The organism is Lacinutrix sp. Bg11-31 (assembly GCF_002831665.1).
In the GTDB taxonomy this organism is placed as follows: domain Bacteria; phylum Bacteroidota; class Bacteroidia; order Flavobacteriales; family Flavobacteriaceae; genus Lacinutrix.
Genome location: NZ_CP025118.1, coordinates 310,233 through 324,033, shown reverse-complemented (window position 1 = coordinate 324,033; position 13,801 = coordinate 310,233). Strand labels below are relative to the sequence as shown.

At 32.3% G+C, this 13,801-nt stretch carries 12 protein-coding genes; 9 read left to right on the top strand and 3 right to left on the bottom strand.

The window, feature by feature from the left end:
• Window positions 1–58: 58 nt before the first annotated feature.
• On the bottom strand, window positions 59–478 hold the full coding sequence (locus CW733_RS01425) for a nucleoside-diphosphate kinase (RefSeq protein ID WP_100995010.1): 420 nt from the start codon (window positions 476–478) through the stop codon (window positions 59–61).
• Between the two features lie 207 nt (window positions 479–685).
• Between CW733_RS01425 and CW733_RS01420 the strand changes: the two genes are divergently transcribed.
• The 5 genes from CW733_RS01420 (at window position 686) to CW733_RS01400 (ending at window position 5,031) form a co-directional block, all read left to right on the top strand.
• Window positions 686–1,705 (top strand): bifunctional oligoribonuclease/PAP phosphatase NrnA, encoded by a 1,020-nt coding sequence (locus CW733_RS01420; RefSeq protein ID WP_100995008.1) that lies wholly within the window; start codon window positions 686–688, stop codon window positions 1,703–1,705.
• Window positions 1,698–2,240 (top strand): gliding motility-associated peptidyl-prolyl isomerase GldI, encoded by a 543-nt coding sequence (gene gldI / locus CW733_RS01415; RefSeq protein ID WP_100995007.1) that lies wholly within the window; start codon window positions 1,698–1,700, stop codon window positions 2,238–2,240. Before CW733_RS01420 ends, gldI begins: the two co-directional genes overlap by 8 nt.
• Window positions 2,241–2,250: 10 nt before the next feature.
• Window positions 2,251–3,471, top strand: a complete 1,221-nt coding sequence (locus tag CW733_RS01410; RefSeq protein WP_100995005.1) for a peptidylprolyl isomerase — start codon at window positions 2,251–2,253, stop codon at window positions 3,469–3,471.
• 318 nt (window positions 3,472–3,789) lie between these two features.
• Complete coding sequence (locus CW733_RS01405; protein ID WP_100995003.1) at window positions 3,790–4,290, top strand: hypothetical protein; 501 nt, start codon at window positions 3,790–3,792, stop codon at window positions 4,288–4,290.
• 30 nt (window positions 4,291–4,320) lie between these two features.
• Complete coding sequence (locus tag CW733_RS01400; protein WP_100995001.1) at window positions 4,321–5,031, top strand: T9SS type A sorting domain-containing protein; 711 nt, start codon at window positions 4,321–4,323, stop codon at window positions 5,029–5,031.
• 336 nt (window positions 5,032–5,367) lie between these two features.
• Here CW733_RS01400 and CW733_RS01395 read toward each other — a convergent pair whose 3' ends face one another.
• Window positions 5,368–6,828, bottom strand: coding sequence for an aminoacyl-histidine dipeptidase (locus CW733_RS01395; protein WP_100994999.1), 1,461 nt, complete (start codon window positions 6,826–6,828; stop codon window positions 5,368–5,370).
• A gap of 96 nt (window positions 6,829–6,924) precedes the next feature.
• On the opposite strand from CW733_RS01395, the gene CW733_RS01390 reads away from it, so the two are divergent.
• The 4 genes from CW733_RS01390 to CW733_RS01375 all read left to right on the top strand — a co-directional run bounded on the left by CW733_RS01390 (window position 6,925) and on the right by CW733_RS01375 (window position 12,847).
• A complete protein-coding gene (locus tag CW733_RS01390) occupies window positions 6,925–7,992 on the top strand; it encodes a DUF3810 domain-containing protein (protein ID WP_100994998.1) in 1,068 nt (355 codons plus the stop codon).
• A 69-nt stretch (window positions 7,993–8,061) separates the two neighbouring features.
• Window positions 8,062–11,067 carry an amidohydrolase family protein gene (locus tag CW733_RS01385; RefSeq protein ID WP_100994996.1) on the top strand — a complete coding sequence of 1,002 codons (3,006 nt, stop codon included), beginning with the start codon at window positions 8,062–8,064 and terminating at the stop codon, window positions 11,065–11,067.
• A 154-nt stretch (window positions 11,068–11,221) separates the two neighbouring features.
• Window positions 11,222–12,520, top strand: coding sequence for an amidohydrolase family protein (locus CW733_RS01380; protein ID WP_100994994.1), 1,299 nt, complete (start codon window positions 11,222–11,224; stop codon window positions 12,518–12,520).
• A gap of 18 nt (window positions 12,521–12,538) precedes the next feature.
• Window positions 12,539–12,847 (top strand): hypothetical protein, encoded by a 309-nt coding sequence (locus CW733_RS01375; protein ID WP_100994992.1) that lies wholly within the window; start codon window positions 12,539–12,541, stop codon window positions 12,845–12,847.
• A gap of 94 nt (window positions 12,848–12,941) precedes the next feature.
• On the opposite strand, the gene CW733_RS01370 is transcribed toward CW733_RS01375, so the two are convergent.
• Window positions 12,942–13,748, bottom strand: coding sequence for a DUF6503 family protein (locus tag CW733_RS01370; RefSeq protein WP_100994990.1), 807 nt, complete (start codon window positions 13,746–13,748; stop codon window positions 12,942–12,944).
• Between the last annotated feature and the right edge of the window lie 53 nt (window positions 13,749–13,801).

Here is a 13,801-nt window from a genome sequence, read left to right as displayed (position 1 = left end):
AAAAAAGCCTAACTGTGTTAAAGTTAGGCTTAAACGTTAGTTTTTATCGTCTAAATGCTTAGAACATCTCTCTTCCTGAGAAATGAAAAGCACCTTCTATTGCAGCATTATCGTCACTATCACTTCCGTGTACAGCATTTTCTCCAATTGAAGCAGCATATAATTTACGAATAGTACCATCTGCAGCATCTGCAGGATTTGTAGCACCAATTAAAGTTCTAAAATCTTCAACAGCATTCTCTTTTTCTAAGACTGCAGCTACTATAGGTCCACGTGTCATGTATTCTACTAATTCACCAAAGAAAGGTCTTTCGTTGTGAACTGCGTAAAATGCTTCAGCGTCTGCAGTAGTCATTTGCGTTAATTTCATTGCTACGATTCTAAAACCAGAAGCATTAATTTTTTCTAAGATTGCTCCAATATTTCCTTTTTCAATTGAATCAGGCTTAAGCATTGTAAATGTTCTATTTGTTGCCATTTTAAATTTTTATAAATTTTTGTGCAAAAGTAGTATTTTTCTATTGAAAAACAATAACATACCTTTTCTACATTAAAATAACAGTAATAAAACATCCCTTTTTAGTTTCTATTTTATCTTAAAAGAAAAAATAATTGTTTTCTCACAAAGCATTTCCAAAGCAAACATACTATAAATCAATATTAAAAATTTGTATATTCGCGACCTATGAATACACAAGATATTTTGGAGATTAAAGCACTTTTAGCAACTCCTAAAAAAATTGCAATTATACCACATAAAAATCCAGATGGAGATGCCATTGGCTCTACTTTAGGTCTTTTACACTACTTACTTCAATTAAATCACGATGCAAAAATTATTGCTCCAAACGATTTTCCTGACTTTTTAAAGTGGCTTCCAGGTGTAGAAACTGTAGAAATTCACGAAACTGAAAAGGAAAAAACTGAAGCGTTTATTAACGATGCAGATATTATTTTTACCTTAGACTTTAATGCATTCCATAGAACAGGTAACATGGAATCTGTTTTAGCAAATAGTAAGGGCTTAAAAATAATGATTGACCATCACCAACAACCAGACGACTACGCCAAATATATGTTTAGCGATGTGTCTATGAGTTCTACTTGTGAGATGGTATATCATTTTTTAGATAAAATTGATGCTTTAGATAAAGTAAATACAGAAATAGCAACCTGTCTTTATGTTGGAGTTATGACAGATACTGGCTCGTTTAGATTTCGTTCTACAACAAGTACAACACATAGAATTATTGCTAGTTTAATAGATAAAGGAGCAGATAATACAGCAATACATAATAATGTATATGATACAAATAGCTATAACCGACTACAATTATTAGGTTGTGCATTAAGTAATTTAAGAGTATTGCCAGAGCACAAAGCTGCTTATATTACGCTATCTCAAAAGGAATTACAAGATTTAGATTATAAAAAAGGAGACACCGAAGGTTTTGTTAATTATGCATTATCTCTAGACAAAACTGTTTTAGCTGCTATTTTTATTGAAGATAAAAAACAAGGTATTGTTAAAATATCTTTACGTTCTAAAGGCGATTTTTCTGTAAACGAATTGTCTCGTGCTCACTTTCAAGGTGGAGGACATACAAACGCAGCTGGTGGAAAAAGTGACACCTCTTTAGAATCTACAGTTGAAAAATTTATTAGTATATTACCAGCTTATAGTAAAGCCCTTAATAATGAATAAACTTGTAGTTTTACTCTTTGCTTTTACATGTATATTCGCTTGTAAAACACCAGAAGCTCGAAAACCAGAGACTGTAAAAACAGGATCTTCAATCGAGGAATCTGTAATACGTAATAAAAAACTTTACGAAACCGAAGAAAAAGCTATCCAAGCATACATTAAAACTCAAGACACTAAACAATTTACGGCTTCAGAATTTGGTTTTTGGATTGCTAAAGATTCTGTAGTTACTGGAAACGAAACTTCTAAATTAGCAGAATTTAGTGATGTTGTTAATTTCGATTTTAATCTTAAAGCCTTAAATGGTCAAACTATTTATACAGCTTCAGAATTAAAAAATAGAAACTACGCCATGGACCAAGAAGAACTTTTTACAGGTTTGCGCGAAGGTTTAAAATTAATGAAAGCAGGAGAAACATACACCTTTATATTCCCATCGCAAAAAGCGTATGGCTATTATGGAGATGAAAATAAAATTGGTAGAAACACACCTTTAATTAGTCAAGTAACAGTAAATTCAATCACAAAAAAATAATATCTTTAAAATGAATAACATTAAACACACTATGAAACTTTTTATTATTGCCCTATTGGTAAGCATGAGCGCATCATCTTGTCAAGATCAGTATCCAGATTTAGAAGATGGATTGTACGCAGAAATTAATACCACTAAAGGTATAATGGTTGCAAAATTATATTATGAAAAAGCACCTGTTACTGTTGCCAATTTTGTTGGTTTAGCAGAAGGTACTCACCCAAGTTTAGCAGATTCTTTAAAAGGAAAACCTTTTTACGATGGTATTATTTTTCATCGTGTTATGGATAAATTCATGATTCAAGGTGGAGATCCAACTGCAACAGGAACTGGAAGTGCTGGATATAAATTCTATAGTGAGTTTGACACAAGCTTAAGCCACGACAAAGCAGGTATATTATCTATGGCAAATTCTGGAGGTTTAAATACAAACGGTTCTCAGTTTTTTATTACAGAAATTCCATTTACTAAATTAGATGCTTTTACTGCAGATGGAAGTTTAAAGAATTGTGATGGCCAACGTGTAAGTTGTCATCCTGTTTTTGGAGAATTAGTTAAAGGTCTTGAAGTTCAAGATTCTATTTCTAATCTACCAGTTTCTAAAGAACGTGGTAGAGTTAATAGACCGTTAGAAGATGTTGTTATTAACAAAGTAACAATTATCCGTAAAGGCAAAAGTGCTAAAGCTTTTGATGCTACTAAAGTATTTACAGAGCTAGAACCTCTTTTACCTCAACGTTTAATTGATATGAAGACAAAACAAGAAGCGCTAGCAAAAGAGAAATCTAAGGCAGCAGCTCAAGATTTTATTAAAGCTAATACAGGTTTAGAAGGTGAGATTTTCGAATCTCCAACAGGAATAGTTATGATTCATAACAAAATTAAAAACGGTGTAAAGCCTAATACTACAGATAAAGTATTAGTTAATTGTAGCGCTTACTTTATGAATGATAACTTACTTTATACTACTTACGTAGATATTGCTAAAAAAATGAACCAATACGATGAGCAACAAGACAAAGGAGGTGCTTATAAGCCGTTTCCAATGATTTACAATGAATCTGCTGGTTTGGTTGCTGGATTTAGAGAAGCAATGCTAAGAATGAATGTAGGAGACAAAGCAAGAGTTTATGTTCCTAGTTATTTAGGATATGGAGCAGGTGGACGACCACCAAAGGTTCCAGGAAATACAGATTTATATTTTGATATCGAAATCTCAGGTATACAGTAATAAAATTCTAAAATATTTTTACAAAAAAAGCCTTTCAGTTTATTCTGAAGGGCTTTTTTTTTTTAAAGAAAAGACTTCGTTTTAATCGGAATATAAAAATAGCATTACTTTTATTAGTTTTTATATTAACACTAGAGCAAGCAATAGCTAAACTTGACTTTGTCAAAAAAAATAGTCGAACTTCGTTTAACGTATGATATAAAACATTGAAACGGTTGTGTATCAGTTTAATTGTTGGCATTCATTAAACATGATGAAATCTCGAATAAAAACCCTAAATTACAGTTTAAAATAAACTCTTAACAAAAATTAATAATTATGAAAAACCTCTTTACACTACTCTTTATTGTAAGTTTTCTATTTAATAATAACGCACAAGCACAAAATATAACAAATACTTTAGGTGCTAATGGTGATTTTAAAATTGACAATAGTGTAGCTACTAACTTGATGACAATAAAATCAAATGGAGCAACTATCCTTAATGGAAGTCTAAGCACACCCGCTAAAGCAACATTAGCAAATGCAATAACTTTAGATGAGTCTGACCACACCTTAATTTGTGCGGATGGAGGAACAACAACAGTAACATTACCTACAATTACATCAGAAACTCACGGAAGGATATATATAATTAAAGCTGGAATGATTGCTACTGGTCAAGTAAATATTGTAACAGGAAATAGTGAGCAAATTGACGGTAATTCAAGTATTACATTAGACACCAATTGGGAGTTTATAAAACTTCAGGCAATATTTCAAACAGGTTCTCTTTCTATTACTACATGGGTGATAATTGGCGGTAATTACACACCTTAAATAAAACTAATCATTAGAAAGACTTTAATTATGAAAAAAATACTACTTATTTTATTTCTTTATTCAAACTTTATTAATGCACAAGAATTAGCTGTGGATAATTCTAGTAAAATTACTATTGAAAATGGAGCCTCTTTAAATATTGGAGGCCTAGAATTAGCTCCTTCAACAACTTATGATGTTTCTGGAGCAATAACTATTACCAAATCAGAAACCCCTATCACAGGTTCCAATGGAATCAGTATAGATAGAGTTTATAATAATTCAAATGCCATGAATGGTTTTGAGGGCACTATGATTTTTCATTATGAAGATATTGAACTTCTAAATAGTGGTGCAAATGAGAGTACTCTTAAACTCCAAGTTAAGGAAAGCCCTAGCGGAATATGGGCACCATTTACAGGAACAATTGACCAAGCTTTAAACACAATTACTTATACCTTCTCTTCAATTGACTTTTTATCAATAACAGCAAGTGGAGATGGAATCACATTACCTGTGGAAGATTTTGGGAATGAACTTGAGGAAATTAAAATTTATCCTAATCCAACAGCTTCAATATTGAAAATATCTACCGATAGAAACCTGTCATATGAGTTATATAATCTCTTTGGACAACGAATTTTGAGAACAAAAAAATCATCCATTGAAATGTTATATTTACCAAATGCTGTTTATTTGTTAAAAGTAACAGATGAAGATTCTAACTTTTCAAAATCATATAAAATTGTAAAAGAATAGACCGTAATAATTACTATCATTTTAAAAAAAATATTACTAACACAATTACACCTTCTGAAATTTAAAGTTTTATCTGAAATATGATAAACAAGAAAACGAAATGCCAACAATGTATATAAAAAATAGACGAAATATTTCCAAATTTGAGGCTCTTGACTCATGTCCATTTTGTTCTCAATAGAAAGTTTTTATGCTTTGCAATCGCCTACTTTTCATATACTAAACGTTAAACGAACCGCTCCAAAATCCAACATAAAACAAAAAAAAGCACAGTCCTAAAACTGTGCTTTTCTATTTTACTTATTTAGAAATTCAATAAGTGAATCTTCTAATACATTACTTTTTAGGAATTTCCTTTAAAATCTCTAAAACAAAGTTCCAATATTTTTTAGCCGAAGAAATACTTGCTCTTTCATCTGGAGAGTGTGCTCCTTTAATAGTAGGTCCAAAACTAATCATTTCCATCTCTGGATAGTTTTGACCAAGAATACCACATTCTAATCCTGCGTGACATGCAGCAACGTTTGCTTTCTCTCCGTTTATTTTTTCGTATAAACTACTTAATACTTTTAATATAGAAGACTCCATATTTGGTGCCCAACCAGGATAATCTCCAGACAACTCAACCTCACAACCTGTAAGCTCAAAAGTTGCTCTTAAAGTATTTGCTAAATCGTCTTTAGAACTCTCTACTGAAGAACGTGTTAAACAACCCACTTTAATAGCACCATCTTTAATAATTACTCTTGCAACGTTATTAGATGTTTCTACTAAACCTGGAATATCTGCACTCATTCTAAACACACCATTTAAAGCTGCATATAAAGCACGAGTAATACCTTCTTGAACACCTAAGTCCATTATTTTTTCTGGAGTATCCACTTTAGAAATTACGACTTCTAAATCTGGCTCCATTGTTTTCATTTCTGTTTGAATAGATTTTATTAGTAAATCCATTTCAGTAGAAAAAGCTTCTTCATGCATAGCATCTATAGCAACAGTAGCATTACTCTCTCTTGGTATTGCGTTACGTAAACTTCCACCATCTATTTCAGAAATACGTAAACCAAAGTTTTCGAAACCATCAAATAATAAACGGTTCATTATTTTATTTGCATTACCTAAACCTTCATGAATTTGCATTCCCGAGTGTCCGCCTTGTAAACCTTTTACAACAATATGGTACCCAATTTTAAACTCAGGTGTTTCTTCTTCTTCGTAAGTTCTTGTAGCAGTTACATCTATTCCTCCTGCACATCCTACTCCAATTTCATCGTCCTCTTCTGTATCTAAGTTTAATAGAATACCTCCAGAAAGCAAGCCTCCTTTTAGTCCCATTGCACCTGTCATCCCAGTTTCTTCATCTATAGTAAACAACGCTTCAATTGCAGGATGCGCGATAGTTGTACTTTCTAAAATAGCCATAATTGTTGCCACTCCTAGCCCATTATCTGCACCTAAAGTTGTGCCTTTTGCTTTTACCCAGTCACCTTCAACATGCATCTCGATACCTTGAGTATCGAAATTAAAAGTAGTATCACCATTTTTTTGGTGTACCATATCTAAATGCGATTGCATAACAATAGTTACGCGATCTTCCATTCCTTTTGTCGCTGGCTTTTTAATAATAACATTTCCAACTTCATCTTCTATCGTTTCGAAACCTAGTTTTGCTCCAAAATCCTTCATAAAAGCAATCACACGTTCTTCTTTTTTAGAAGGTCTTGGCACTGCATTTAAGTCGGCAAATTTGTTCCACAATTCTTTTGGTTCTAAAGCTCTTATTTCTGAATTCATCTATTATTTTATTTTATGAATTGCAAAAGTACAAAAAAGACTTGTGGTGATGTTAAAAGCAAAGCCATCTAACAGAAAATTAACTATTTTTGAATTATGCTGAAAAACAAAAAAATATTAATTGCATTCGCCATAGTTCCTGCTTTTCTATTAGTAAAGTTATTAGCTAAGTTTCCAGAATTTATTGAAACCTATTATAGTAAAGGCTTATACCCATTAACCTCTAAATTGTTTCGTTATACTTTAGGTTGGTTACCATTTTCTTTTGGCGACTTTGTTTATGCCTTTGCAATTATCTATAGTATAAGATGGCTTATTATTAATAGGAAGCGCATTTTTAAGGATTTTAGAAATTGGTTAATAGATGTGTTTTCGGCATTATCTATCGTTTATATCGCGTTTCATTTGTTTTGGGCAATGAATTATTACCGATTACCGCTTCATAAAAACCTAAATTTAAAAGCAGATTATACTACCGAAACTCTTGTAAAGGTTACAGAAAACCTTATCGCAAAATCTAACGCAATTCATCTTAAAATTACAAAAAACGATACTATAAAAGTAGCATTCCCTTATTCTAAATCTCAAGTAATGTCTAAGGTACCCGAAGGTTATACGGCATTACAAAAAACGTTTCCGCAATTGGAATACAAAGGTAAGAGCATAAAAAAATCGTTACTTAGCTTCCCTTTAACTTATATGGGATTTAGCGGTTATTTAAATCCGTTATCTAACGAAGCACAAGTAAATAGTATGATACCTGTGTTTAAGTTTCCTACTACAGCATCTCACGAAGTGGCTCACCAATTAGGTTATGCTGCAGAAAATGAAGCAAATTTTATAGGCTTTTTAGCTGCTACAAATAATGAGGATATCTATTTTAAATACTCTGGTTACACGTTTGGTTTACGCCATTGTCTTTATGAAATCTATAGACGAAATCCAGAACAATACGAAGCGCTTGTACAAACCATTAATCCTGGAGTTTTAAAAAACTATCAAGACGTTCGAGACTTTTGGAATGCACATAAAAACCCAATAGAACCTTTATTTCATTCAACTTATAACACGTTTTTAGAAGCCAACAACCAAAAAGGAGGCATGAAAAGTTACAGTTATGTTGTTGCACTTTTAGTTAATTACCTACAAGACAAAACACTTTAACAATAATCATTTGCTTTAAAGGGTTTCTAATTATTATATTTAGTGTCTAATCTCTTTTTAAACCAATTTATGATTAAAAAATCTCTAGTATTTGCTTTTCTAATATGCAATTTATGTCTCTTTGCGCAAGAAAACATTCCGAAGAATGATGGTGTAAAAACCATTAGTTCTAATTACACAGCGGTTACGAACGCAAAAATTTACGTCTCACCTACTCAAGTAATTGAGAACGGAACCATTGTTATTAAAGATGGTAAAATTGTATCTATTGGTAGTAATGTATCGATACCTAAAAATGCGGTTATTACAGATTTATCTGGAAAAAGCATTTATCCTTCATTTATAGACATCTACTCTACTTTTGGAGTTGAAAAACCTAAAAGACCAGAAGACCATTCGCGTAGACCACAATACGATGCTGGAAGAGAAGGTTATTATTGGAACGACCATATTAGAGCAGACCAAAATGCTATCGACAAATTTAAGTACGACGATAAAGAGGCTAAGAAATTAATGGAAGCTGGTTTTGGAGTAGTTAACACACATATTAATGATGGTATTGTTCGTGGTACAGGAACATTAATAGCACTTAATAGCGAAGGCAGTGATGCTAATAGAATATTAAAAGAGCATTCTGGACAGTACTTAGGCACAAGCAAGAGTGCTACTTCTAGACAAGCCTACCCAACCTCAATAATGGGAGCTTTTGCTTTGCTTCGCCAAGTAAATATGGATGCCAAATGGTATGCCACTGGAGCAGCAAAAGAAACAGATAGAACTTTAGAAGCTTTTAACAGAAATAAAAATCAGGTTCAAATTATTGAAGCTGGCAGTAAAATGAATGCTTTGCGTTTAGATAACATTGGAGATCAATTTAATACGCAGTATGTTTTTGTTGGTGGTGGTGATGAATACGAATACATAAAAGATATAAAAGCCACTAACGGCACTTTTATTTTACCTCTTAACTTTCCAGATGCTTTCGATATGGAAAATCAGTTTTTAGCTAATTCTGTAGATTTAGCAGATTTAAGAGAATGGAACCAGAAACCATACAACCCTAAAATATTAGCAGATAACAATGTTAATTTTGCACTTTCTACATACAAGTTAAAAGAAGCAAAAGAATTTATGCCTAATCTTTTAAAAGCTATTGAAGCTGGATTATCTAAAGAAAAAGCATTAGCAGCATTAACAACTATTCCTGCTCAAATTCTTGGAAAGAGCAATGAAATAGGAAGCTTAAAAACAGGAGCTTATGCTAACTTCCTAGTAACCTCTGGAGATGTATTCGAAAAGGAAACTACCATTTACCAAAACTGGGTTACTGGTATTAAAAATGAATTAAAACCAATGGATATTACAGATATTCGTGGAGATTACACTTTTAATTTAGGAAACACAGATTACAAATTAACTATTAAAGGAAAAATTGAAAAACTAAAGTCCGAAATTAAAGCCAACGATAAAAAGTTAGGTTCTAAAATTAGTTTTAGTGACGATTGGATGCATCTTACATTTTCGACAGTAGATACTACTAAACAAGAATTTATTCGTTTGGTTGCTAACATAGAAAACTCCTCTGCCTTTAACGGAAAAGCTGTTTTTCCTAACGGAAATGAAACAACTTTCTATGCCAAAAAGAAAACAGATTCTAAAACATCTGATAATAAAAAAGACGAAGATGAGAATAAAGAAGATGATGATGACAAAAAGGACACTGTTGCTAAAGCTGGAAAGCGCTTTCCTGTAACTTACCCTAACATGGCTTATGGTTTTGAAGCTTTGCCAAAACAAGAAACACTTTTATTTAAAAATGTAACAGTTTGGACTAATGAAAAAGAAGGCATTTTAGAAAACACAGATGTATTAATTAAAGACGGCAAAATTTCTAAAATAGGACAAAACCTCAACGCATCGCATGCACAAATTATAAATGGAGAAGGAAAACACTTAACCTCTGGAATTATAGACGAGCATACGCATATTGCTACATCGTCGGTTAACGAAGCTGGACATAATTCTACAGCAGAAGTAACTCAAGAAGATGTTATTAACCCAGAAGATATAAATATCTATTACAACCTTTCTGGTGGTGTTACCTCTGCACAAGTGCTACATGGATCTGCAAACCCAATTGGTGGACGCTCTGCTATTATAAAACTTAAATGGGGAGAAACAGCTAATAACCTAATATATAAAAATTCGCCTAAATTTATAAAATTTGCTTTAGGCGAAAACGTAAAACAGAGTAATTGGGGAAGTGATAATAAAGTTCGTTTTCCACAAACAAGAATGGGTGTTGAACAGGTTTATACCGATTATTTTCAGCGTGCTAAAGAATACGATGCAAAAAAGAAAAGCGGACAACCTTACCGAAAAGATGTTGAGATGGAAGTAATTGCCGAAATTTTAAACAAAGAACGTTTTGTTAGCTGCCACTCTTACATACAAAGTGAAATTAATATGTTAATGAAGGTTGCAGATAAATTTAACTTTAACATTAATACGTTTACACACATTTTAGAAGGTTACAAAGTCGCAGACAAAATGAAAGCACATGGTGTTGGTGGTTCTACCTTTAGCGACTGGTGGGCTTACAAATATGAGGTTAACGATGCCATACCAACAAATGCAGCAATTATGCATAATGCAGGAGTTACTGTTGCAATAAATAGTGATGATGGCGAAATGTCAAGACGTTTAAACCAAGAAGCTGCAAAATCTGTTAAATATGGAGATATAAGCGAAGAAGATGCCTGGAAATTTGTGACGCTAAATCCTGCTAAGCTATTACATATCGACGATCGTGTTGGCAGTATTAAAGTTGGAAAAGATGCAGATGTTGTTTTATGGAGCGACCATCCAATGTCTATTTACGCTAAAGCAGAAAAAACGATTATAGAAGGTGTTACTTATTTTGATATCGATCGTGATAAACAATTACGAGCATCTATAAAAAAAGAGAAAAACGAATTAACATCGTTAATGCTTCAAGCTAAAAACAAAGGTTTAAAAACAAAGCCTATTGTAAAGAAAGAGAAAGCTCATTTTCATTGTGACTCAGAATTTTAAAATTAGTAGACAGTGTTCAGTAGGCAGTTTTACTCGGATGGCTTACTCAAATGGTTTAGTCTGATATCTTGCTCTAGTGGCTTACTCAAATGGTTTACTTTTAAATTAATAAAAAAGGTTTTCGCTTCCGCGGAAATAAAAAAATATAATTAGAATGAAAAAATTAAAATATAACATATTAGCTTTTGCCTTATTGCTTTCGGCAATTGCAATTGCTCAACAAACACCAGCTTCTAAACAAACAAATGCTATTTCTATTGAAGGCGCAACTGCACATATAGGAAATGGAGAAGTTATCGAGAACTCGCTTATTATGTTTAACAATGGTAAAATTACTTTTGTTGGTAGTGCCATGATGAAAATTGCACGTCAAGGAGAAACAATTCTTGCCAAAGGCAAGCATATTTACCCTGGTTTTATAGCTCCAAATTCTACTTTAGGCTTAGTAGAAGTTGATGCTGTTCGTGCAAGTAACGATGTTGATGAAGTTGGTGCAATGAATCCACACATAAGAAGTTTAATTGCTTATAATACTGAATCTAAAGTAGTAGAGTCTATGAGACCTAATGGTGTTTTAATGGGACAAATAACACCTCGTGGTGGACGTATTTCTGGAACCTCATCTGTAGTACAATTTGATGCTTGGAATTGGGAAGATGCAGCTATTAAGGCAGATGACGGTATTCACATGAATTGGCCAAGTCCATTCTCTCGTGGTCGTTGGTGGAAAGGAGAACCTTCTATGTTAAAAGAAAATAAAGGTTACAAAAAGCAAGTTGAAGAATTAACATCTTATTTTGCAGAAAGCAAAGCATACCAAGCAAGTAGTAAATCTCCAAAACATTTACCTTTCGAAGCTTTACAAGGAGTAATTGATGGTTCTAAAAAACTATATATTCACGTTGATGGTGAAAGAGGTATTACAGATGCTATTAATTTTACAAAAGCAAATAACATTAACCATATTGTAATTGTTGGAGGTTACGAAGCTATTAAGGTAAGTCACTTATTAAAACAAAACAATATTCCTGTTTTATTACAACGTGTACACAGCAAACCTAAAAACGATGATGATGATTACGATTTACCATTTAAACTAGCTAACCAACTAGTAAAATCTGGTGTTTTAGTTGGTTTAGAAAACGCAGGAGATATGGAGCGTATGAATGCAAGAAACCTTCCGTTTTTAGCTGGAACTTGTGCTGCTTATGGTTTAGACAAAGAACAAGCCTTAAGTTTAATTACTTTAAACACTGCCAAAATTTTAGGAGTAGATGCTAAAGTTGGTTCGCTAGAAGTTGGAAAAGATGCAACTCTTTTTATAAGTGAAGGCGATGCTTTAGACATGCGTACAAATAAATTAGAAAAAGCGTACATTCAAGGTCGTGATATTAGTTTAGAATCTCACCAAACGGAATTGTACAAACGTTATAGCAAAAAGTATAAGGAGTAGTTTTTTAAATAAATAATTATGAAAAACCTCTTATTTGTAATCATTATCTTAATAAGCGTTTTAGGTTTTGCTCAAGAGCAAAAAACGAATACAAAACCCTTATTTATTTCTAATATTAACATTAGTGCTTTTGATAAGGTCTATTTAGATTTAGATAAAGTTACGAATAGCATCACTAATATTAACTTTGGGATGAAACGTATAGACGAAATTAGACAAGGTCAACTTATTATATCTACTGAAAACATTGGAAGATCTTTAAAGAATATAAAAATTGATATGCAACCAAGTTTAAATACTGAAGTACAACGCATTATGTTTACTTGAAATTTTCACAATCCACGAAGTCCTGGTTTTATTAGAATTAACCAATAAAAAAAGAGCCGAAAGGCTCTTTTTTTTATGTTATATTTTATAAATATTATTCTACAAACTCACCTTTTTCTGGTTTTGCAAATACTTTCGTATCTACAGCAGAAGAAGATACTTTAATATCAATAAAGTTAGTTGTTGCTTTTGCTTCAGTAGGCTTATCATTTTTAAAACCATAACCTGTAATCGTTTTTGGTAATTGTAAGCCATTTACTTCTTGCCAATTTCCATATTTTCTAAAGTGTAATTCTTTTTTATCTATTCCTGGCACAAAAGATACTGTATAACCTAGCCATTCCATTAAATATGTTTCTGGATTGTAATACAATACATAACGATCTTCTGGTGTTTCACCAACTCCTGCATTATACGTTACTTGAATTCCTGGATACGTTACGCCTCCGAAAACCAAAGGTTCTGCATCTGCATAATTAATACCATCGTCTGATAGTATAAAAGGCATAGCATAAAAGTAAAACATTAAGTTATAATAGAATTTTGGAGGATAACCTTTATACTCTCCTTCCATTTTATTTAAGAACCAAGCTTTATTACCATCGAAGCCAATAGTTGCTTTTGGACTTTCTATTAAAGCCTCTCTAGAGTGTAGGTTTGTTAATGTAACTTCTTTTCCGTCTGGTTTATCCATAGTAAAAGATAACGACTTCATCGTTTCCCATGCATCTATTCCTCCATGTGCATTAAATACTTTCGTAAGGTTTTCTGGATAAATAGAAGTTGTTACGTCTAAAACTTCTTTTTTGTAATCTATAGTTATTACAGGTTCTGGTGATTTGTTTTGCTTACATGCAGTAACAATAAGTAATAAGGCTATTGCAACACTATAATTTTTCATCAATTATAATTATTTTTTGTTTTTCTATATGTCGAATAACAAATCTAATACTT

What these genes read in the sequence shown, in the direction of transcription:
- CW733_RS01425 (WP_100995010.1), bottom strand. Translation starts at nt 478, where the DNA reads ATGGCAACAAATAGAACATTTACAATGCTTAAGCCTGATTCAATTGAA.
- CW733_RS01420 (WP_100995008.1), top strand. Translation starts at nt 686, where the DNA reads ATGAATACACAAGATATTTTGGAGATTAAAGCACTTTTAGCAACTCCT.
- gldI (WP_100995007.1), top strand. Translation starts at nt 1,698, where the DNA reads ATGAATAAACTTGTAGTTTTACTCTTTGCTTTTACATGTATATTCGCT.
- CW733_RS01410 (WP_100995005.1), top strand. Translation starts at nt 2,251, where the DNA reads ATGAATAACATTAAACACACTATGAAACTTTTTATTATTGCCCTATTG.
- CW733_RS01405 (WP_100995003.1), top strand. Translation starts at nt 3,790, where the DNA reads ATGAAAAACCTCTTTACACTACTCTTTATTGTAAGTTTTCTATTTAAT.
- CW733_RS01400 (WP_100995001.1), top strand. Translation starts at nt 4,321, where the DNA reads ATGAAAAAAATACTACTTATTTTATTTCTTTATTCAAACTTTATTAAT.
- CW733_RS01395 (WP_100994999.1), bottom strand. Translation starts at nt 6,828, where the DNA reads ATGAATTCAGAAATAAGAGCTTTAGAACCAAAAGAATTGTGGAACAAA.
- CW733_RS01390 (WP_100994998.1), top strand. Translation starts at nt 6,925, where the DNA reads ATGCTGAAAAACAAAAAAATATTAATTGCATTCGCCATAGTTCCTGCT.
- CW733_RS01385 (WP_100994996.1), top strand. Translation starts at nt 8,062, where the DNA reads ATGATTAAAAAATCTCTAGTATTTGCTTTTCTAATATGCAATTTATGT.
- CW733_RS01380 (WP_100994994.1), top strand. Translation starts at nt 11,222, where the DNA reads ATGAAAAAATTAAAATATAACATATTAGCTTTTGCCTTATTGCTTTCG.
- CW733_RS01375 (WP_100994992.1), top strand. Translation starts at nt 12,539, where the DNA reads ATGAAAAACCTCTTATTTGTAATCATTATCTTAATAAGCGTTTTAGGT.
- CW733_RS01370 (WP_100994990.1), bottom strand. Translation starts at nt 13,748, where the DNA reads ATGAAAAATTATAGTGTTGCAATAGCCTTATTACTTATTGTTACTGCA.